This window comes from Spirillospora sp. NPDC049652 (assembly GCF_040675125.1).
In the GTDB taxonomy this organism is placed as follows: domain Bacteria; phylum Actinomycetota; class Actinomycetes; order Streptosporangiales; family Streptosporangiaceae; genus Spirillospora.
Genome location: NZ_JBFAOF010000033.1, coordinates 1 through 21,818, shown reverse-complemented (window position 1 = coordinate 21,818; position 21,818 = coordinate 1). Strand labels below are relative to the sequence as shown.

11 protein-coding genes, 1 tRNA gene and 2 pseudogenes are annotated in these 21,818 nt (G+C 64.1%); 10 read left to right on the top strand and 4 right to left on the bottom strand.

The features are described 5' to 3' along the window. A partial coding sequence (locus AB0J52_RS04660) for a hypothetical protein (protein WP_500180184.1) occupies nt 1-185 on the bottom strand: 185 nt, incomplete at its 3' end. 462 nt (nt 186-647) lie between these two features. Here AB0J52_RS04660 and AB0J52_RS04655 point away from each other — a divergent pair. From AB0J52_RS04655 to AB0J52_RS04625, 7 genes and pseudogenes are all read left to right on the top strand, one after another. Continuing rightward, entirely contained in the window at nt 648-839 is a 192-nt protein-coding gene (locus AB0J52_RS04655; RefSeq protein WP_500180183.1) for a hypothetical protein, read from the top strand. A gap of 1,220 nt (nt 840-2,059) precedes the next feature. Beyond that, nucleotides 2,060-2,899: an IS5 family transposase gene (locus tag AB0J52_RS04650; protein WP_500180185.1), complete on the top strand. Its 840-nt coding sequence runs from the start codon at nt 2,060-2,062 to the stop codon at nt 2,897-2,899. A 1,403-nt stretch (nt 2,900-4,302) separates the two neighbouring features. After that, nucleotides 4,303-7,767 carry a LamG domain-containing protein gene (locus AB0J52_RS04645; protein WP_500180182.1) on the top strand — a complete coding sequence of 1,155 codons (3,465 nt, stop codon included), beginning with the start codon at nt 4,303-4,305 and terminating at the stop codon, nt 7,765-7,767. Nucleotides 7,768-8,160: 393 nt separating this feature from the next. After that, nucleotides 8,161-15,003 carry a DddA-like double-stranded DNA deaminase toxin gene (locus AB0J52_RS04640; protein WP_500180181.1) on the top strand — a complete coding sequence of 2,281 codons (6,843 nt, stop codon included), beginning with the start codon at nt 8,161-8,163 and terminating at the stop codon, nt 15,001-15,003. Then, complete coding sequence (locus AB0J52_RS04635) at nt 15,000-15,509, top strand: Imm1 family immunity protein (RefSeq protein ID WP_500180180.1); 510 nt, start codon at nt 15,000-15,002, stop codon at nt 15,507-15,509. The genes AB0J52_RS04640 and AB0J52_RS04635 overlap by 4 nt, the downstream gene beginning before the upstream one ends. 289 nt (nt 15,510-15,798) lie before the next feature. Then, nucleotides 15,799-16,052, top strand: a pseudogene (locus AB0J52_RS04630) (transposase); the annotation flags it as partial. Between the two features lie 369 nt (nt 16,053-16,421). Further along, complete coding sequence (locus AB0J52_RS04625) at nt 16,422-17,180, top strand: site-specific integrase (protein WP_500180179.1); 759 nt, start codon at nt 16,422-16,424, stop codon at nt 17,178-17,180. A 93-nt stretch (nt 17,181-17,273) separates the two neighbouring features. On the opposite strand, the gene AB0J52_RS04620 is transcribed toward AB0J52_RS04625, so the two are convergent. Beyond that, a tRNA-Val gene (locus AB0J52_RS04620) sits at nt 17,274-17,345 on the bottom strand. A gap of 300 nt (nt 17,346-17,645) precedes the next feature. Between AB0J52_RS04620 and AB0J52_RS04615 the strand changes: the two genes are divergently transcribed. The 3 genes from AB0J52_RS04615 (at nt 17,646) to galT (ending at nt 20,129) form a co-directional block, all read left to right on the top strand. Continuing rightward, entirely contained in the window at nt 17,646-18,053 is a 408-nt protein-coding gene (locus AB0J52_RS04615; RefSeq protein WP_500180178.1) for a VOC family protein, read from the top strand. Between the two features lie 115 nt (nt 18,054-18,168). Then, nucleotides 18,169-19,077, top strand: coding sequence for a DeoR/GlpR family DNA-binding transcription regulator (locus AB0J52_RS04610; RefSeq protein WP_500180177.1), 909 nt, complete (start codon nt 18,169-18,171; stop codon nt 19,075-19,077). A 35-nt stretch (nt 19,078-19,112) separates the two neighbouring features. Continuing rightward, nucleotides 19,113-20,129 carry a galactose-1-phosphate uridylyltransferase gene (gene galT, locus AB0J52_RS04605; protein WP_500180176.1) on the top strand — a complete coding sequence of 339 codons (1,017 nt, stop codon included), beginning with the start codon at nt 19,113-19,115 and terminating at the stop codon, nt 20,127-20,129. 62 nt (nt 20,130-20,191) lie between these two features. Here the strand turns inward: galT and AB0J52_RS04600 are convergent, their stop codons facing one another. Both AB0J52_RS04600 and AB0J52_RS04595 read right to left on the bottom strand, forming a co-directional pair. After that, nucleotides 20,192-21,382 carry a putative PEP-binding protein gene (locus tag AB0J52_RS04600; protein ID WP_500180175.1) on the bottom strand — a complete coding sequence of 397 codons (1,191 nt, stop codon included), beginning with the start codon at nt 21,380-21,382 and terminating at the stop codon, nt 20,192-20,194. Nucleotides 21,383-21,566: 184 nt separating this feature from the next. Beyond that, a pseudogene (locus AB0J52_RS04595) lies at nt 21,567-21,818 on the bottom strand (FAD/NAD(P)-binding protein); the annotation flags it as partial.

The window sequence follows — 21,818 nt, the reverse complement described above, 5'->3', positions numbered from 1 at the left end:
CCCCGTCCCGCCCCGTCCCCGCGCCGAGGGGACGGGGCGGACGTCAGCGGAGGCCGTCGGCGTGCTCGCGAGCCACGATCGCCGCCTGAACGCGGCTGCGCCAGGCCGAGCTCGGCCAGGATGCGGCTCACGCGGGTCTCGGCGGTCGTCTCGCCCATCGACAGCCGTTCGAGGTGTCCCGGCATTCGTGGCGCCTGGCATTCCCGGACGGGACGTCGGCTGAGCCGCCGAACGCGTGGTCGGACGAGTGGCTCAGCGTCCCGCTGCACCCGGCGCTGCCGCCGAAGGTCGCCTAGGTCGGCGACTGCGTGCGCGACTGGATCCTCTTCGAGGACCCAAGGGCAAGCGCCCGAAGCTGGTGGAGTACGCCCCGGTGAACGACTTCACGGCTGATCCGATGAGCGGGCCACGCTGACAGGTCGGCAGCTGACCCGCTTCAGGGCAGGGCCCAGCAGCGCGAGGAAAGTCTGTGGGACCGACGGAAACGTAGGTCCTTGCCACAAGCCGAAAGAAGATCACTTTCTTCTTCTCGGGTGTCAAGGCACGCGTTGCACAGCAAAACTGCACACGCTGCACATCGACACCATGAATGAGGTGAGGCGGCAGAGGCGCAGGACCTCACCCGCCGTGCCGCGGTCTCGGTCGGCATGCCGGCCGAGGCAGTCGGCGCTCGCGCCGCGTGGACCGCCTCACCCGCAGCGACTCCAGTCCCGCACCGCGATGTCCCCGACCAGATCAGCAAGGTCGTGGCGGTCCTGGACGGGCTGACGGCGGCTGAGCAGCGAACCGTCCTGCGTGAGGCGGCCAACGTCGTGCAGTGCGACGTCCGGAGCCGGTGAGCCAAGGGGAAGTTGGCGGGTAACGCCGAAAGGCTTTCCTTTCAGGGGCATCCGTCCTCGTCCGCCGCTGTGCGTGAACCGGCGCTTGTCGGCTCGCGCGCCCAGCAGCGCCGTCCACGCCGCGCCTCCCAGTTCCCCTGGCAAGGGGCGCGGCTGCGGTGATGAGGTTGGTCCAGGGGGAGCGTACGACGCGACCAGGGCAGAGACGGCCGCCAGTCCTGCTCCGGTTGTCGCAGAACGGGTTCCGCTGTCCTGATCGGACCGCCCGGGTTCCGTTCACTCGCTTCCGCACTTGCTGCGGACGGTGCCGGCGGCTGGCGTTCGAAGTCGCGGCCGAACGACGGACAAACGATCATAGGCCGGTTCCTGATCTTCAGGAAACGGCCTATGAGCTGGTACTTCGGGTGGGCGATACTGGGTTCGAACCAGTGACCTCTTCGGTGTGAAGCAACGCAACCCAATCCGACCAGGTCGACCTAAGTCGAACGGGGATTCCCTAACCTGCATCAACGCCCTGACCAAGTCGCGCTGAGTCGGAGGGGACCGAAGCGCATTGGCTCCCAATGTTGGCTCCCGTGGCTCCGGGCGGGGGAGGAGTCCGTGAGCCTCCTCAACACGAAGCCCTGACGAGCGGGGGCATACTTCACGGCGGGGTGCGGGACCAGACTGACCGGATCATGCTGCTGCTCCTGTTGTCCCTGTCTGTTACTCAGCTGGGATTGGGAAGAGGGGCCGGGGACTCCGTGGTCGGCGGATGAACCTGACCTGTCAAGATCCGGAAGACCTACAAGCAGCTCTACGGCGAGCTGCGGTGACCCTATTTCGGACCGCAATGGCTGCAGCAACCGCCAAGAGCGCGGTGTGGATGAGCGCGATGCTCAGAGCCACGGATACGACTGTTGGTGGCTGTCTGGGTGGCGCTGCGCGGTGTAGCTGGTGGGCGCTTGGTGGAAGTTCTGGCGGGAAGGCGTCCGACGTCCAGTAAGAGGGAGTTTCGTCCCGCTGGGTGGTGTTAAGAGGTGATTCTCGATAGCTGCCGGTGGCTGAACTGACTAGACGGGTGGGCTTCGAGGCTTCCTTTGGGTTGTCAGGGGCGGGCGAGAGATCGCTTTGATGCGATAGTTCTGTTTCATCCCGAGATGCCCCGCGAGGTGCCCGGCATCCCTGCCGGTTTCGGCACCCCTCTGGTAATACCGCCCGGGGCGACGTACATCCTGGTCATGAAGGCACGCCGCCGCTACCCCAGCGATCTGTCCGACGCCAGATGGGCATTGATCGAGCCGACCCTGAACGCCTGGCGCGAGGACCGCTTGGCCACCGCGCTGGGCATCGGTCGCCCTCCCGAACATGACCTGCGCACCCTCATGGACGCGATCTTGTACGTGGACCGGACCGGCATCCCCTGGTGCTACCTGCCGCACGACTTCCCACCCTGGCCAACCGTCTACGCCTACTTCGCCCGCTGGCAGAACGACGGGGTATTCGTCCAGCTCACCGGACTGCTCCGCGGCCTGGTCCGAGAGCAGGACAAGCACCGGGCCGAGCCCAGCGCGTGCATCATCGACTCCCAAAGCATCAAGACCTCCGTCGACGTGCCGATCACCAGTCAAGGCACCGACATGGGCAAGAAGATCGTGGAACGCAAACGGCACATCATCACCGACTCGCTCGGGCTGCTACTGGCAGTACTGGTCACCGCAGCCAACGTGCCCGACAGCACCGCCGGCCAGCAGCTCCTCACCAACGTCGCCCACCAGCACCCGACCATCACCAAAGCCTGGTCCGACACCGCCTACCGCACCAAGGTCGTCGACCACGCCGCAACCCTGGGCATCGACCTGGAGGCCATCCGCCGCGACCCCGCCACCAGCGGATTCGTCCCGCTACCACGCCGATGGGTCGTCGAGCGGACCTTCGGCTGGCTCATGCTCCACCGCCGTCTGGCCCGCGACTACGAAACCCTGCCCGCCCGCTCCGAAGCCCTGATCCACATCGCGATGATCGACCTGATGACCCGCCGCCTCACCAGCGAGAACACTGTCACCTGGCGGGGCACTTGACACCACAGATCCGGGACGAAACTCCCTCTAAGGGCGAGTGTCGTAGCGAGAGCAGGCCCGTAGCGAGGGCAGGTATCGCGGCGGTCGCCTTACCTGGTCTTCACGACGCCTATCCGCGAGGGTCTGCGCTTCCGCCTCGCCTGTTCTCGCGATGCAAGTTTCGGCGTCTCAAGAAAGCGATCGAGTCAACTACGTTGAGTAACGAAACGTCCGTCTTGGGCAGGGAATAGAAAGTAAAGACGCCTCGAGTGAGGGCTTCGTTTACTGACGTGCAATGTGATCCAGTTAACATTGAATCGCTACTTTCAGCTATCGACGACAGCATAGAGTAGTATTTAGTACTGACATGCGCCCTCAAGTCCTCTTTTGTCCGATTTAAATACAGGGTAAGAAGTTTCCAAAGCGCACTGCCGAAACCGTGTGATCTGCATCACATAACTTCCACTATTGACTACTCTGCGTCGCCCTGGTTACTTTTCGGTCGATCATGATGCTCCGGTAGCAGTTCGACTGATCTGTCTTCTGTCCACGAAGTCAACCGTTGTGCTCCGCAAGGAGGTTGATGTGGCGGCTAAGTGCTGCAGCATGTCCGGAAAGTGCCCCGCACGGTGATACCTGGTGTTCGCGGCCAGAAGGCGCGGGGCACCGGTGGAGCACGATCGGCCTACCTCGTCACGACGGCCCATCTGCGTGTTCCAGCAAGGGCTGTCGTCACCGTTGGGCGGTGCACGGCCGATGTCCTGACGCCGCAGGAAGTCATGACGTCTGTCGCCACAGACCGCCCGGAGCAGTCGCCGGCTCTCTTTCCGCGGCTCTGCGGGAACGCGCGTTTGAACTGCGCTTCGTCTGCTCACGTGCAGAGGGACGGCCGGTTCCGCCGGAGTACCGAGTTGGCGTTGCCGCCGGTGATGAGGGCGCACGCGTCACCGGCAGCGCATCACATGGCTGCGCCCCTCCTTCAGGCAGCCGGCAGTGGCAGCCCAAGGTGATATGCCTCCACGCCCGGTTTCGTCCGGCTAGGCGGCAACGGTCTGCTGAAGCGAGGCATCACGTCGTGAACCTCCGGCGCATGACACTGCTTGCTGGCGCTCACAGGTGTGGGCAAAGCCTGAATCCACCTACCTCTCGATCGCTAGAACATGTGTCTGTGTCTCAGATCCCCTTGATGTTTCACTCTGGAGACCGTTGTGGCTGGTAGGAATTCCACACTTCCGAGGGCTGGAAGAAGGCGCTCGCTTCTTCCAGGCCGTCTTTCGCGTCGGCGGCTGGTGGCCATGGCCACATCGGTTGGCCTGCTTTCGGCGTTGACTTCGCAGGTTCCAGCTTTGGCGCGGCCAGCGGAAGTAGAACCGTCGAGCACACAGGGGCGGGAAGTTGCGCAATCTCCCCAAGACGCGGTCGCCATGGCGCAGCGTACGGGGAAACCGGTTCAGGTCCTAGGGTTGTCCGGTGAGAAGCGTGACGTGGTCGCGTCGGCCGACGGTCTGATCACCGAGACGCTTTCCGAGACCCCGTTTCAGGTCCGTCAGGGTAAGAAGTTTGTTCCGGTTGATACGAGGCTTGTCCAAAGAGGCGATGGTACGTGGGGGCCGGCAACCGGGGCCGTCAACTCGACTGTGTCCGGAGGAGGCGACTCGATCCTCTTTCGGGTTTTTCGCGCGGGCCGGGAGTTCTCTCTGACTACCTCCGCCTCTCTTCCTGCACCGACGGTGAGCGGCGACACAGCCACCTATCCGAATGCCGTCGACAAGGACATCGATCTCGCTGTTCGGGTTCTGCCTGACGGAATTTCCCATTTCGTGGTGGTTCGGACCGCTGAAGCGGCCCAAAGTCCCAAGCTGGCAGAGTTGCAATTGCGCTTGGGGGGATCCAACGTCAAAGTAACCACCGCTGATGATGGTGGAGTTCGGGTCAATGACGAATCCAGTGGCAATGGGCTCTTTGAGGCTGAGCCACCCGAAATGTGGGACGCCGGCCAACCGTCGCCCGGCGAAGGTCTGCGCGCTGCGCCTCGTCGAGACACCGAACTGCTGGCGGGCCCGAACGACAACTCTAAGACTGCCAGGGTTCGCACCAGCATCCGTAGCGGCTTCCTCGTCCTGAAGCCGGACTCGAAGCTGCTGACGTCGACAGGTGTCCATTATCCCGTGGTGATCGACCCGGTCTTCACCACCGTGGGCCCCGATGCCGCGGGCTACGGGTACGCCTCGATCTCCAGCCCAGGCGGCCTCGACACCAGTTGGAGCACCAGTGGTGTCGGCTTCTGCAGCGATGCCGGAGTCAACATGTCAGATTGCGACGATGGAATCAAACGGAGAATCCTATATCGCTTCCCGACCGGAGTCTTCAAAGGGCAGAACATCATCAGTGCAGCATTTCAGGTAAAACAAACCTCGAACTATGACGGAGCGCTGACTGAGGTTGCCCTCTGGGCAACCAAGAATTACAATTCGTCTACGACTTGGTCGAGTCAAGACTCCATGGGAAGCGGAAAATTCTGGGACCATCAACTGGATACCCGGAAGACGAATTTCGGATCGGCTGCCGCCAGTGCCAACACTGTTCGATTTGATGCTGCTGCAGTCCGGAACTATGTACACGAGCAGTCGACCTCAGGTGCGTCCACCGTGGTGTTCGGGTTGCGCACAGACGAATCTACGTATCGAAACTGGAAGCGTTTCGAACGCAAGGCCTTTCTGCAGGTTCAATATAACCTGCCGCCGCGCCAGCCGGCCCAGGCTTTTCTGACAACTGATGGCGGCCCTTGCCAAGCGATCGATTCTCCTCTGATCGTCAACAAGGTTCCGATTCTTCGAGCCGGACTTACCGACCCTAACGTTGCTGAACGTCTTCAGGGCGAGATCGAGTTGCAATATATCGATCCTAACGTCCAGTTCGGCTCACCTGAGGGCGGCTGGAAGACCAACGTTGCCACCGAGAACGACAACATTAATGATCCGACTCGCTATGAGTTCAATATGAGCCAAGCGACTCCGGAAGCCAATAAGCAAATTCGGTGGCGCGTTCGGGCTCATGACTTCCGCAGGGATGCGCAGGGGGGGATCACCGCTGATTGGCAGGGGGTCAGTCCGTGGAGTGACGTGGATAATCCGGACTACCCTGCTGAAGAGCACTGGTGCAACTTCGTGATCGACACGCAGGCTCCGAAGCAGCCTCAGATCACTTCGAAGGGCAACATCTACCCTGAGTATCCTTCCAACACGCTGTGGAATGGCGGGGTTGGCGTGCAGGAGACATTCCGGCTTGCGCCTGCTGCGGGAAGTGCGACATGGGACTTCCCAAAGTCCTATTCTGTCACTTTCTCGGACTGGTCTGCGCCGCGGTCGGTGAACGCGGCGGCCGATGGTTCGGCGGAGATCAACGTAAGTCCCACCACTGGTGGAGAGAAAGTCCTAGTCGTGACGGCGAAGGACGGTGCAAATCGCCTGAGTCAGAGCCGCTACTACCGGTTTCGCGTGAAGGAGCAGCCGCCTGCGGCGGCGTACTGGAAGCTTGATGGTTCGGCGACTTCTCAAAAATTGTTGGACGACCAGGGGAACGAAGAGTTCACTGCGAATATTCAGGGCGCTGATGTAGCGGTTGGCGTACAGGGAAAGCGGGGCACCGCGATACGGCTGAACTCCGATTCCGACACGGCGACCGTGGGGTATGCGGAGACCGACAAACCGGTGATCGATCCCTCCGCGAGTTACTCGATTTCTGCTTGGGTCAAGATTAATAAGGTTGGTGGGTGGTCGACGGTTCTCGCGCAGGATGGGGCTGTCATGAGCCCATTCTACCTGCAGTACGACTTCCAGGATAAGCGGTGGGCACTGACGCTTGCAGACGCCGACGTTCAGAACAGTCCTGGGGTGCGGGCCCTGTCAAAGGAGCCACCACAGATCGGGAAGTGGACCCATCTGGTCGGTGTCTACGACGCAACCGCACAGACATCGAGCTTGTATGTCGATGGAAAGCTTCAGCAAACGGTCACTTTTACTCAGAATCAGTGGAAGACCGGATCTGCCGGTTCCTTCACTATCGGGCGGGCCAGACACAACAGTCAAAAGGTCGATTTTTTCCCCGGTGAGATAGACCAAGTCAAGGCACTGACACGTGCCGTGTCCGCAGCTGAGGCTGAGGACCTATTTTACGGGGCTGTATCGGCACGGTGGCGTCTGGATGTGGCCAGTGGAGGCGCTACCGCGGACGACACGGGCGTGTATGGGCTCAGTGTGGGCGGCAACGCGAAGACTGTGTCGAGTGATCTGTGCGCAGATCGGATGATCGGCGCCGGCTGCCTCAGCGTTCCGCTAAGTGGCTACGCTGCCACGGGCGGCCCTGTTGTTGACACTGATCGTAGCTTTACCATCGCCGGATGGGCCCTTCCGGCAGGCATCCCAAATTCGGACTCAGCTGTCTTCTCTCAAGCTGGTTCCGTTAATTCAGCCTTTAGCGTCCGCTATTCGCCGAGCGCCTACAATGGTATTGGCGGCTGGCAGATCGTGATGCCGGACAAGGACTCGGCCGATGCGGCGTGGGCGACGGTTGAGCATGACGTGTGCGGGTTCTGTCTCAATTCGAGTCAGGCAGATCACCTGGCGCTCGTGTACAGCGCGCCGGAGCATAAACTCTCGCTCTACGTGAACGGTCTTCTATCGGCTTCGGCAATCTCCACCCGCGACAACGTCAAGACGTTTAACGCGACCGGTGCCCTGCAGTTGGGACGGGCCAAAAAGAACGGCGCTTTTGGAGATTTCTTCTCGGGCTTGATTGATGACGTGTGGGCCTACCAAGGTGCGCTCTCTGAGGATCGGATCGGGCAACTCAGTAATGGCGCGGATCTAGATATAACGCACGCGCCGTGAATTCGGCCCACGGCTTACGTTAGTTGAAGTTCTCCTGTATGCGTTCTTGATGAATCGTCGCTGCTCCGGTGGCACGGCAGGGGTTGGAGGATAGCTGTGAGGCATCGCCTAGTATTCACCCGTCGGGCACGGCTGTGGCGGGTGAGCTCGGTGGTTGCGGTTGCGGCCGTTAGTGCCGGACTCATTAACCCGACTCCTGCCCTCGCGCGTTCCACGGGTGGTGGCCACCGTCCTCAGCCGGTCACTCACGAGAAACTCGTCAAGGCCCATAGAATCTCCGCCCGACCTCGTAATACTTCGACTCGCGCCCCTGCTCCCAAGCCCGTCGCAGCGCCGGCTTGGCCCAAGTCCGGCACCGCCGACGTCACAGTGCCAAGCCAGGCAGGTAAACCCGTGCAGGCGGGGAAGCTACCGATTTGGATCTCAGCTGCCGGAGCGCAGACCCCGCCCACCCTGCGCAAGCCGAACGGTCAAGTCGGCTCACCGGCCAAAGCACGTCGTGTTCGCGTCCAGATTCTGGACGCGAACGCAGCTCGCAGTGTCGGATCGAGTACGCCGCTGATCTCTGTGGCGCGCACCGATGCGGGCGAGCCGGGCGCGGTGGCGGTGCAGGTCGACTACGCCGGTTTCGAACGCGCCTTCGGTGGTTCCTACGGCCATCGGCTGCGCCTCGTCCAGCTGCCTGACTGCGCGTTGAGCACTCCGGCGCGGGCCGAATGCCGTGTTCCTCAGGCATTGCCCTCCCGTAACGACACCGAACACAAGGTTGTGTCGGTCGACACGCAGGCCGCTCCAGCGCAAGGTGCGGGTTCGCCTCAAGCGCTCTCGGCGTCGCCGGGAGCCACCGTGTTGGCGTTGGCGGCGGGTTCGTGGAGCGACCAGGGCGACTACCGGGCGACGTCCATGTCGCCGTCATCGAGTTGGTCGGTTGGTACCAGTACGGGCGAGTTCACCTGGTCATACCCGCTGCGGGTCCCTCCCGCCCCCGGCGGCCTGGAGCCCAAACTCGCTATTAACTACAACTCCAGCGGCGTGGACGGGCGTACCGCCAACACTAACAGTCAATCCTCGTGGGTGGGCGACGGGTTCGACCTTTGGCCAGGCTTCGTTGAGCGCAGCTATAAGGCTTGTGAGGACGACGGTGCTCCCAAGGACGAGTGGGGAATCGCTCCGGGTGACATGTGCTGGGCTTATGACAATGCCTCCCTCAGTCTAAATGGGCATTCGGGCGAACTGATCCCGGTTGCTGATGGGAAGTACCGGCTGAAGAACGACGACGGTACTCGAGTCGAGCGCCTCACGGGCACTCAGACAGACACCGCCAACGGTGATAACGACAACGAATATTGGAAGGTTACCACCACCGATGGTGTCCAATATTATTTTGGCAAGCACCGCTTGCCCGGCTGGCAGACAGGCAAGCCCGAGACCGACTCCACGTGGACGGTTCCGGTTTACGGAAATAACGCTGGTGAACCATGCCACGCTGATGCGTTCAAGGATTCCTCTTGCTCGCAGGCGTATCGGTGGAATCTCGATTATGTTGTCGACACCCACAGCAATGCGATTGCCTACTACTACACTAAAGAGAAGAACTACTACGGACGGAATCTGAAGGCGTCCGATGAGACCGCCTATGTGCGAGGCGGGTATCTGAGCCGAGTCGAGTACGGCCTGCGCAGCGATGCTCTGTGGCCGGGCAAGGCACCGGCGCGTGTCGACTTCCAGGTAGCTGAGCGTTGCTTGCCTACGGGTACCTTTACCTGCGATCCAGCGAAGATCGACGCCGAGCGTGCCCAATGGGAAGACACTCCTTGGGACCTGAACTGTAAGTCGGGTCAGGACTGCAAGGACAATCACGGCACGCTGTCGCCGACATTCTGGAGTCGCCAGCGTCTCGTCAAGATCACCACCAGTGTGATCAAGGACGATGGTAGCGATTGGCGACCCGTGGACTCCTGGGCCTTGGATCACCAGTGGGGCGAGGCCGACCCGGAGCGATCTCTGCTTCTGCATAGCATTCAAGAGACCGGTCTGGCGGGATCCCCGTCGGTGACCCTGCCGAAGGTGGCCTTCGCCTACCAGGATGGCCCGAACCGCGTCGACAAGAACGGCGACAACACCGGACCGTTCATCAAGTATCGGCTGAGCGGTGTCTCCGACGAGAGCGGCGGCCAGACCGACATTGGCTACAAGCCGATCGAGTGCACCGCTGCCGCCCTCCCGATCCCCTCCAGTAACACCAAAAGGTGTTACCCGGCGTACTGGGTTCACAACAGCGGTGAAGACCCGACGATCGACTGGTTCCACAAGTACGTCGTCGACTCGGTTCAGACGATGGACCGCACTGGGCTGGCGCCGAACACCGTCACCACCTACGACTACAAGGGTACGCCGGCCTGGCACTACGACGATGACGACGGGCTGACCAAGGAGAAGTACAAAACCTGGTCCCAGTGGCGCGGGTACGACCATGTCTCGGTCCGGACGGGCGGCACCAACGATCCCCGCGGCCAAGCCGACCACTACTTCCTCCGCGGTCTGGACGGCGACCGGGCCTCCCCGTCAGGGGGGACCCGAACTTCGCAGGTCGATGACCTCGAAGGCAACAAGATCGTGGATCACAACGCTCTGTCGGGGTTCGAGTACCGCACCGAGGTCTACGACCGTCCCGGCGGCAGCATCCTCACCAAGTCGGTCAACGCGCCGTGGCGTTTTCAGACCGCTTCGCGCACCCGTTCGTGGGGCACCGTCACCGCAAACCTGACCGGTGTCGCCACAGCCCGCCAGTTCACCGCGCTGGATAGCGGATGGCGTGAGACGCGCGTCAACAACACCTTCGACACCGACGGCAATGGCGGCACCGAGACCCCCATCGGCCGGGTGACGATGTCCGAGGACCTGGGTGACGTGTCCCAGGACAGCGACGACCACTGCACGCGCACCACCTACAAGGACAACACCAAGGACTGGCTGCTGGCCTTCGCCAACCGCCAGGAGACCGTCGCCGTCAAGTGCTCGGTCACCCCGGATAAAAAGACCCGCAGCGACGGGCAGCCCGGTCAGGTGATTTCTGACGTTCGTACCTCCTTCGACGGACACGGCTGGAACATCGCACCCACCGCGGGGGATGTGACCCTCACCGAGCGCCTTACTTCGCATGACGGCACCAACCCGACGTACAAGAAGGTCTCGGCCAGCGAGTACAACGACCCCTACGGTCGGCAGACCAAGGTGACCGACGCTCAAGGCAACGCCACTTTGACGTCGTATGTGGATCCCAAGGGACTAACCACCCAGACCACGGTCACCACCCCCCGCGTCAACTCCAGCGACCCGGCCAGTGCATTGAGCACGGTCACCGATTACGACGCCGCTTGGGGGCGTCCGCTGACCAAGACTGATGCCGCCGGGAAACGCACGGACACCGTGTATGACGCGCTCGGCCGGCTGACCAAGGCGTGGCTGCCTGACCGTTCGAAGGCTCGTCTGATGACTCCCAACCTGGAGTACATCTACCGGGTTGAGGAGGGGAAGATCGTCGCGGTGGGTACCCGGACGCTGACCGCGACCGGAACGCAGAAGCCGCCAACGTATGAGTTGTTCGACGGGTACTTGCGCCCGCGCCAGACACAGACTCACGGACCTGGCGGCAACAAGATCGTCACGGAGACGCTGTACAACAACCGTGGGCAGGCTGAACGGTCGTATGCCCCCTACTACGAGGAGGGTGCGCCCAGCCCAGACCTATGGGGGGTCAACAAGCCCGGGGCTGTCGAGACCCAGACCAAGAACACCTACGACGGCGTGGGCCGTGTCACCAAGCAGGCCTTGATCAACGGTGGCGGTGATGGCGCGGAGTTGTGGGCCACCACCTACAAGTACGGCGGCGACTGGACCAGCGTCACTCCTCCTAAGGGCTCTACCCCCACCATCGCTTACGTCAACGCCCGGGGGCAGACGACCGCGCTGCGCGAGTATCACGCTGACACGCCCACAGGTGACGACTACGACCTCACCCGCTTCACCTACGCGCCCGGCGGGCAACTGGCCACACTCACCGGCCCGGTGAACACCAAGACCAACAACCCGGGCAAGACCTGGACGACCTACTACGACCAGGTCGGCCGCAAGACCAGGGTCGATGATCCCGATAAGGGCAGCACCACTTTCGGCTATGACGATCTGGATCGTCTCACCGAGACCACGGACGCCCGCGGGCAGAAGGTCAAGACCAACTACGACGTCCTGGGCCGTGTCACCTCAACCACCGACGGTGGCGGGGCAGTGCTGACCAGTAGCGTCTACGACACTCTGGCCAAGGGCCAGTTGACGTCCACCACTCGCAAGGCCAAAGACCGCAACGGCAATCTCGCCGACTACACCTCGACGGTCAGCGGCTACGACAACCTCTACCGGCCCACCGGCAGCACCCTCACGATCCCCGCTTCCGAGGGTGTTGGGACCAGCTTCTCCTTCACCAACACCTTCAACGCCGATGGCACCATGAAATCGGCCAGCATGCCGGCGGCGGGCGACCTGCCCGCTGAGGTCGTCACTCCTGCTTACGATGACCTAGCCCGCCCCACCACACTGACCAGCAACCTTTCCAGTTACGTCACCAAGAGCGTCTACTCGCCCACCAGCAAGCCACTGCAGTACGAACTCGGTACGGGCGCGAAGAAGACGTGGCTCTCCTACGAGTACCAGGCCGTCACACAGCGTGTTTCCCGGTTCAGCGTTACTCGCCAGGACATTCCGGGGTTGTCGGACCGCGATGCGACCTACAAGTACGACGACGCCGGCAACATTCTGCAGGTCGCTGACATATCGCCGACGGGGCAAGACATCCAGTGCTTCCGTTATGACCGCCTGCAGCGCCTAACCGAGGCGTGGGCTCAGAGCGCAACCACCTGTCCGAGCGACTCCACCACGACACCGGCGATGGGAGGTCCTGCTCCTTACCGGGTGAGTTACAGCTACACCGCGGACGGGAACCGGGCCGACGAAACGCAGTACTACAACAACTCTGCTGGTGCTCTCCAGACGGCCACTCGTCACTACACCTACGCGGGGGATGCGGGTACCACCGGCTACAACGGCCACCAACTCGCGGGCGTCACCCAGAACGGCACCAGCCCCTACAGCGGCACGGTGACCAAGGAGTCCTACAGCTACGACAAGACCGGCAACACCACCACCCGCAGTCTGGACTACCTCGACACCGTAACCAAGGCGGCCAAGACCCGCGCTCAGACCTTCACCTACGACACCGAAGGCGAAATCGCCTCCGTCAACCAAACCGAAACCGGCAAACCCGCCCAGGGCACCAGCTTCGTCTACGACACCGAGGGCAACCGCCTGATCCGTCGCGACGGCTCCGGCGTCACGCTCTACCTCCCCGGCATGGAAGTGAAACTCCCGGCTGGGGCCGCCCAGCCGGTTGCCACGCGCTACTACGCCTTCGGCGGGCAGACCATCGCGACCCGCACCAGTACAGGCGTGACCTTCCTTGCCGCCGACCACCAGGGCACCAGCCTGCTCACTGTCGGCGCCAGCGATCAGAAGGTTGCCCAGCGCCGGACCACACCGTTCGGTCAAGAACGCAGTAAAACCGGCGTTTGGCCCTCCTCCTATGACAAGGGCTTTGTCGGGGGCACTAAAGACGACACCGGGCTCACCCACCTCGGTGCACGGGAGTACGACCCGAACACCGGCCGCTTCATCACCGTCGACCCCCTATTCAGCGTCGAAAACCCACAATCTTGGGCTGGCTACACCTACGCCGACAACAGTCCGATTACCTACTCCGACCCAACCGGGCTCAACAGGGATCCGTGTGCTGGAGACTGCAACAACGGCAGGGGAAGTACTCAACCTTCCGGCAGCGGTGGTGGCTCTAATTCGACCACCAATGGCGGCGGCGGAGGTGGAGGCGGCGGTGGAGGAGGCGGTAACACCAGTACCGCACCGGCAAACAAGCCTTGGTACATTAATTGGTTGAATCACGGTGTCGACGCCTTCAACGGCTGGGTGGATGGCGCTGCCGACAGCGTCGTCGGATTTACCCAGAAGCTCGCGTACTCCCTGGTGGGGATGGGTGCTGTAGGACCGTGTGCGACCGGCACCTCAGCTTCTGCATGTGGCATCGTCGGCAAGACAAGTGAGGGGCCCAAGCCAGTTCACATTCCACTTGGAGGAGACACCAACTCCAAGACCTACAAAATCTCCAAGGCTGTTGGAGAAATCACAGGCCCGCCCATGCCGGGTGGGGGTGTGGGAGTCATTCGGGGAGTCCGCGCAGCGGCCAAAGCGCCTCGCATCATTAAGTCGCTTTCACTCGCCGTCCGATCAGGAGCGGTCAAACGGGCGTTGGAGGAGGCGAATTGCTTCCCCGCCGGCACGAAGGTTGCGACTGCGCGCGGCCTCATCCCTATCGAGAAGATTAAGATCGGCGACAAGGTTTGGTCTCGAGACTCGGTCACCGGCAAGAACGTTCTTAAAAAGGTTACGACTCTCTTTCGGCACACTGCCGACCGCCTGGTGGTTCTGCGGGTAGCTGACCAGAAACTCAAGGTTACTCCTGGGCATAAAATTTGGATTGTTGGTCGCGGCTGGATTCCCGCCGTAGACGCCCACAAGGGGGATCGCCTCCTCCAAATTAACGGACGCACTGCAGCAATTACCGCAGTGGGCACGATCGTCAGCAGTGTCCCTGTTTATAATTTTGAAGTCCAGGATACGCATTCATATTTTGCGGCAACGACCTCCACGCCGGTACTCGTTCACAATATATGTCTCGATTTTGCGAAACAGATCATAGAAGAGCTCGGCCCTCGCTTGAACAACAGTGGCCCAACGAAGGGTCGGATATTTGATAGTGACGGCAACGAGATCGGACCTGGTATGATGAGCGGGACAGAGGTTCCAGCGTCGGGCGAGATTCAGAAGGTCTTGGATAAATCTCCACATATCGCCAATCCGCGAGACCGTAATCCGCGCGCCGAGGCACACCCTTCGACTACACATGTTGAAACGAAATACGCGTGGTGGATGACACGTCAAGAGCCTCCTATAACGGATGCTGACGTTATTATTAATAATGCGGATGGCGTGTGTGGCCTCCCCTTTGGCTGCGAAGTAGCAGTCAAGGCGATCCTTCCGGTGGATTCAACCATGCGAGTCTGGTGGCCTGGAGCTTCGGATCCACTTATCCTAAAGGGGCTTGCAAGATGATTATCGTCAATGCAATCTTTCAGCGGCAATGGCGCTATGCGGTTTCTCGTGACGAGATTTCTGCGCTCATTGATGATGTATTGAAGAATCTTAAGTCGGAGAGGCTTGATCTGGGATATCTGAGCCCAGGGGACAGTGCTGTATTTATGATTTCTGATAGATATCACACTGGCGATACCGAATTGCCCAATAACTTTCTGCAGGTTTCGCTGAACAGATCTTCGGGATACGGCGGCCTCATGTGGTATGTGGATGACAAACATCCGATGCGTGGTGGAATTTTCGACAGTCCTTGGTTGTCTGATAATCCTCATCCTCCGAGCTTTGATCCGAGAGTGGTGGCCAACCCTGGAGAGCCGAACTTCTACGATCCAAGGAGCACCCTTCCGGAATCCGATGTTCGTGCAGCACTGGAGGAGTTCTGCCGGAATGGAAATGGATACCGTCCGGAATGTATCAAGTGGACTGAGGGCGATCTGAACGGCAGGCGCCGGGATGCCGTCTGAGGGCCGTACAGTACGGTGGGGAGCCAGCAGCGATGATCTTGGTGGGTGCAGGCGTTCAGCGCGGCTGACCGGTGTGGGTGCCGACGTTCTCGGGGTTGTCGGCGCGACAGTTCCGTCGTTTGGCGCGGATCGTGGCGGTTCGCGGCGGTGAGCAGACCGGGACCGGGCGGCGGCGGGGTTTGCCGCTGGCCGATCGGGTGCTGTTGATAGCGGCGTATACCGACGAGCCTGACGATGCGGTGGGTCGCGTTGCTGTTCAGGGTCTCTCAGTTGGCCGCGCACCGGGGCCTTCGACCCAGCGATCCGCACTGTGATCTGCTCCACCAACGCGATCGAGTCGGTAAACCCCCGGATCCGCCGCGCGGTCAAGGCCTGCGGCCACTTCCCAACCGAGCAGGCCGCAATTCAGTGCGTCTTCCTGGCGGTCATGAGCCTGGATCCCACCGGTGCCGACCGCAAACAGTGGTCTAAAGCGCTGGGAGCCCGCCCTCAACGCCTTCGAGATCCGCCTTCGAGGGCCTCCTCACCGCCACCCGACACTAGCCCCCACACCACCCGGTTACATCGCTACCTGGACAGACCCGGCATGGCGCCCCCGGGGCGTCAGGTGTTCGGTTCAGGAGGCGGGGGTGGCGCTGTCCCAGACTTGGGCGAGGCTTGCGAGGTAGGTGCTGCATGTCGCCATCGGTGGTGGTGTGGGGGACGGGGACGTCAGACGCTGCGACGCCGTAGGCGTGGTGGTTCACGAAGACGTCATCATCGACCCGGTAGATCGAGTTGTAGAGCACGGTGTCGTGGAGCCGACCCTCGACGTTGGGGGCGGCGCGGAGCGGTTCGTACAGGACGAGGGCGTTTGCGGATCTTGGCTGAGAGGGAGTCGCCGACGCATTTGTTGTTGCCACGTTCGCGGATGTGTGCCGTCCGGGTCGCCGAGGAGGAGGCGGACGTGGACGTCGCAAGTCGCTCACTCTGGAGCAGGCCAAGACGGTGCTCAAGGCGGCGGAGTCTTCCGAGCTTCACGCCTACATCGTCCTGAGCCTCATGACCGGCGTCCGCACCGAGGAGGCGCGGGCGCTCCGCTGGCCCCACGTCCTCGCATGGGACGCGAAAGCGAAAGAGTGGCGTCCGGTCTCCGAAGCCGGATTCAAGCGCAAGCGGTTCGCCATCTACGTGTGGCGGTCCGTCCGCAAGCACGGCGACACCAAGACTAGGAAGTCACGCCGCACCCTGGAGATCCCGAAGGACGTCGCCGACGCTCTCAAGGCCCACCACGCCCGTCAGGCCGCGTGGAAGCTCAAGGCGGGGGAGGACTGGCAGGACGACAACCTCGTGTTCTGCACCCGCTCCGGCCGCCCCCTCGACGCGGGCAACGTCCGTCGCGCGTTCCGGGCGGTCACTCGCCGCGCGGACATCGGCGAGGACTGGGTTCCGCGCGAGCTTCGCCATTCGTTCGTTTCGATCATGAGCGACAACGGCGTTCCGATCGAGACGATCGCCGACTTGGTCGGCCACGCCGGTACCTCCGTGACGGAGAAGGTCTACCGGCATCAGCTCAAGCCCGTGATCACCCAGGACGCGCAGACGATGCACGCCGTCTTCGGCGACGCCCCCGAGAAGAAGAAGGTCCGACGTTCCCAGGGACGTCGGACTACGTCCGTGAAGTCCGCGTGACGGTGGCTCCCCGTTTGGCTCCCCACTCATGATCAGAAAAGCAAAAAGGCCGATTCCTTGATCGGAATCAGCCTCTGAGCTGGTCTTGCTGGGTGGGCGATACTGGGTTCGAACCAGTGACCTCTTCGGTGTGAACGAAGCGCTCTCCCACTGAGCTAATCGCCCTTGCTGGTCGGCCTTGCGGCGTTCCCGGCAAGAAGAACTCTAGCGCATGTCGGAGGGTGTTCGCGCACCGTCGGAGGGGAGGTGTCGCCTGCGGCGGGCGCCAGCCGGGGGCGGGGGAGCGGGGTGATCGACCTGGGTGGATCTGACGATCTTTCCGGGCGCGGCTGGAGGTGCGCGGGAGGCTGTCGGCCTGGATCGGGCGGCGGTTTTGCTGAACCGGGGGGAGGGGATGGGGCGGTGCTTGTGGCCCTGTTCTGTGCTGATTGCGACGATCGTAGCGATCAGTGACAGGAGGATCGCATGGAGTCGCGTCTCAATCCGTACCTCGTCTTCGACGGGCAGGCCCGTGGGGCGATGGAGTACTACCAGAAGGTGTTCGGCGGGGAGCTCAACGTCCAGTCGTTCGGGGACATGGGGCAGAACGATCCGGCGCTGAAGGACCAGGTCATGCACGCCATGCTCGTGACCGGCTCCGGGTTCACGCTCATGGCGTCGGACACGCCGCCCGGCATGGACGCGCGGGGGCCGGGGAACGTGTCGATCGCGCTGAGCGGCGACAACGGGGACGAGCTGCGCCGCTACTGGGCGGGGCTGTCCGACGGGGGTTCGGTGCAGATGGCCCTGGAGAAGCAGGTGTGGGGCGACGAGTTCGGGCAGTGCACCGACCGGTTCGGTATCGAGTGGATGGTCAATATCGCCTCGGCCTGAGGGCTTTGAGACGGATGCGGCGGCTCCTGGTCAAGGGGTCGCCGTTTTCGCATGGCAGGGTGGTGAGCGGTTTTGATCGGTGGTGGTAATTTAGTGAGCGTTAGGGGGTGGTGTCGTGACGGACGGGACGCAGACGCGGTTCGCCGCCGAGCGGCATGAGCGGCTGCTTCGGCTGTTGCGTGAGCGCGGGGCGATGCCGCTGCAGGGGCTCGCGGAGGAACTTGCGGCGTCCGAGGCCACGATCCGCCGTGACCTGCGCGCGCTGGAGGCGCGCGGGTTGCTCGCCCGCAGCCGGGGCGGGGCCGTGCCGGTCGCCGGCCTCGCGCACGAGCCCACCGAGCAGGACAAGGCCACCGTCGCGGTCGCCGAGAAGGCTGCCATCGCGGAGGCGGCGGCCGGGTTCGTCGGGCCGGACGACGCGATCGTGATCGGTCCCGGGACGACGACGCGGCAGCTCGCCCTGCGTCTCGCCGCCGTGCCCGGCCTCACCGTGATCACCAACTCGCTGGCCGTCGCCGAGGCCCTCGCCGACTCGCGTACCGCGCAGGTCGTGCTGACCGGCGGTGTGCTGCGCGGGCCGATCCGCGCGCTGGTCGGGGCGGAGACCGAGCGGTTCCTCGGGACGGTCCGCGTCCGGCACGCGTTCCTGTCGGGCAACGGGCTGACCGCCGGACGGGGCCTGTCCACCCCGCACCTGGCCGTCGCCGCCGCGGACCGGGCGATGGCCGCGGCGGCCGAGCAGCCCGTCGTCCTGGCCGACCACACCAAGATCGGTACTGACGCGGTGTTCCAGACCGTCCCGGCCGCCCGGATCGCCCATCTGGTCACCGACGACGCCGCGTCCGCCGCCGAACTCGGCGCGCTCGCCGACGCGGGCGTGACCGTCCACCGGGCGGCCCCTTCACGACCGCTCTCCCGGCCGGGGCCTTCGGACTCCGACCATCGGACGTCCGCCCCTGGCGCGGGCACCGCGGAGGGCGCCGGCTCTTCGCGGGCCCTCAATGGCGCAGTCGACCACTCCTGATCCGTCCCCGCAACGACCCCCTGATGGAGCACCCCATGGCGGACACCGCCCGCACCGCGGTGACGCTCGCCGACGGCCGCGAGCTGATCTACTTCGACGACGTTCCGGGCCTGGACCGGTCCGCGCCCGACCCGCGCGCCCTGCCGCCGTCCGAGCCGCGGCCGGAGGTCCGGTTCGACCCGGTCACCGGCGAGCACGTCGTCATCGCCGCGCACCGGCAGACCCGCACGTTCCTGCCGACCGCCGACGCCGCCGCGCGCGCCGCGTGCCCGCTCTGCCCGGGGCACGCCGCCAGTGAGGTCCCGGCGGAGGGCTACCACGTCGCGATCTTCGAGAACCGGTTCCCGTCGCTCGGCGGGGCGGCCGGGGGCCGCTGCGAGGTCGTGTGCTTCACCGACGACCATGACGACACGTTCGCGGGCCTGCGTCCGGCCCGACTGGCGACCGTCGCGCGTGCCTTCGCCGACCGCACCCGCGAGCTCGGGGCGCGTCCGGACGTCGAGGAGGTGTTCATCTTCGAGAACCGCGGCGCGGAGATCGGCGCCACGCTGTCCCACCCGCACGGGCAGATCTACGCCTTCCCGTACCTGACGCCGCGCACGCGGCAGGTCCTCGCGCACGACGGGTGCGTGTTCTGCGAGGTGGTGAAGCGCGAGGCGGACGGCGAGCGGATCATCGCCGAGACCGCGAACTTCGTCGCGTTCGTTCCGTATGCCGCGCGGTGGCCGTACCAGGCGCAGATCGTCCCGCGTGAGCACGTCCCGGACATCACGGCGCTCGGCGAGGACGAGGCCACCGAGCTGATGGGCCTCTACGCGGACGTCCTCGGACGCTTCGGACGGCTCTACGACAAGGACGTCCCGTACATGGCGGGCTGGCACCAGGCCCCGCCGGCCGTCGCCCGCGACCGCGCGCACCTGTGGGTCGAGGTGTACACGCCGCAGCGGACGGCCGACAAGCTCAAGTTCCTGGCGTCGGTCGAGACCGGGACGGGCGCGTTCCTCAACGACGTCCGGCCCGAGGACGCCGCCGAACGCCTCCGCACCGTCTGAACACGCCAGTCCGCTCTCGCGTCCGACACCCGGTCGGCGTCAGGCCGCTGCCCCGGTCGGCGTCAGGCCGCTGCCCTGGTCGCGAGGTGCCGCAGTTCGGCGGTGCACATCATGAGCCTGCGGGTCGGGAGGTGCCGCAGGTAGTGGTCGAGGTCCGCGCCGAGCGCGAAGACGTGCACCGGGACGCCGGCGGCGCGGCCGGACTCGACGGCCTGGCGCAGCGCGGCGAGGACGGCCGGATGCCGGGTCTGGTAGACCGACGAGACCAGGTGGTTGCCGCGGTCGGCGGCCAGGTAGAACTGGATCAGGTCCTTGGTGCCGACGAACAGTTCGGCGGCCCCGGCCGCGCAGAACCCGGCGGCCGAGTGGACGGCCGCCGGGGTCTCGACGAAGACCCCGAGCGGTGTGTCGTCTCCGAGGCCGAGGTGCCGCCGCAGCCGCAGGTACTCGTCCGGGTCGTTGATGAACGGCACGGCGAAGCCCACCTGGCCCGCGTCCGGGCCCAGGCGTTCGCGGAGGCGGGCGCGCAGCGTCCGGAAGGCGCGCGGGTAGTGGTCCTCGCCGAGCAGCCATCGCGCGCCGTGGCGGCCGAGTTCGGGGTTCGGCTCGGTGTCCACCGGGACGCGGGTGGTGATCTTGGCGGCGTCGTCCGAGCGCAGGTCGAGCAGCCGCATGACCAGGCGCTGGCCGGGCCGGAGCTCGGCGGCCATCGCGCACAGCTCGTCGGCGACCCGGGCGCCGTAGGCCTCGGCCTCGCCCGCGCCCGCCCGCAGCGCGTCGATCGGGCTCAGCCCGGCGGAGAAGCAGAGGAACTCCTCGCGGATGAACCAGGAGTTCGCGCGGCGGACGCGCGGGACGAGCCCGTTGGTCGAGCGGATGTCGGTGGCGTCGGCGATGACCACGCAGATCGACTCGATGTCGTCTAAGGACACGGCGGCCGGCTCGGCCGGGCCCGGCGCGGGCTCGACGCCGCCGAGGACGACCGTCTCGCGGCCCGGCAGGAGGGTGATCTCCCCGGTGAGCGCGTCCAGTTCGGACGGGTCGATCCGCAGGACGGGGATTCCGCGCGACCGGCACAGCGACTGCATGTGACCGGTCCGGCCGCCTCTGGCGCAGATCACCGCGGAGCTGGAGAGGATGGCCTCGTAGCGTTCGGGAGTGAGCGTGTCGACCACCAGGATGGCCCCGTCGCCCGGCTTACCGGTGCGGTTGCAGCGCCCCCGGACGGCGCGCTGCTGTGAACCGACGAGCATGACTCCTGGTATTTCGCGAGGGCTCAAGAGCGTCCTCTCTCCAAGTACCGGGACGGGCGGCGCGGGACGGCCGCGCCTGGACGCGACCGGGACGCCACCCGAGCGTGCGGAACATGGTTAGAGGCTTTCAGTCACCGGAACGGCTGTGCACCTTCCCGAATGCCAGGATCTGTTCACGCTCCTGCTACTCCGGCGGCTCGTCGAGGCGGAGCCGGGCGCGCAGGTCCCGGGGCGTCACCGACAGGTCGTTGAGCCTGGTCATGGCCGCTTTGTTGACGGCGAAACGCAGCGCGCGGCCCGTCACAGCAGTACCGGTCTCGGTGGTCAGCGCGCGGCGGAGGTCTTCGAGGCACTCCTCCAGCCGGACGGTCAGCAGCTCACGGTCGCGGCGCCGCCGAGTGGCCATCCGGTGCACGTCGAGTCCGACCGAGCGTTC

Excerpts from the sequence above, each read along its gene's own strand:
- AB0J52_RS04615 (WP_500180178.1), top strand. The coding sequence starts at position 17,646 with ATGGAGTCGCGTCTCAATCCGTACCTCGTCTTCGACGGGCAGGCCCGT.
- AB0J52_RS04635 (WP_500180180.1), top strand. The coding sequence starts at position 15,000 with ATGATTATCGTCAATGCAATCTTTCAGCGGCAATGGCGCTATGCGGTT.
- AB0J52_RS04645 (WP_500180182.1), top strand. The coding sequence starts at position 4,303 with ATGGCGCAGCGTACGGGGAAACCGGTTCAGGTCCTAGGGTTGTCCGGT.
- AB0J52_RS04650 (WP_500180185.1), top strand. The coding sequence starts at position 2,060 with ATGAAGGCACGCCGCCGCTACCCCAGCGATCTGTCCGACGCCAGATGG.
- AB0J52_RS04655 (WP_500180183.1), top strand. The coding sequence starts at position 648 with ATGCCGGCCGAGGCAGTCGGCGCTCGCGCCGCGTGGACCGCCTCACCC.
- galT (WP_500180176.1), top strand. The coding sequence starts at position 19,113 with ATGGCGGACACCGCCCGCACCGCGGTGACGCTCGCCGACGGCCGCGAG.
- AB0J52_RS04600 (WP_500180175.1), bottom strand. The coding sequence starts at position 21,382 with ATGCTCGTCGGTTCACAGCAGCGCGCCGTCCGGGGGCGCTGCAACCGC.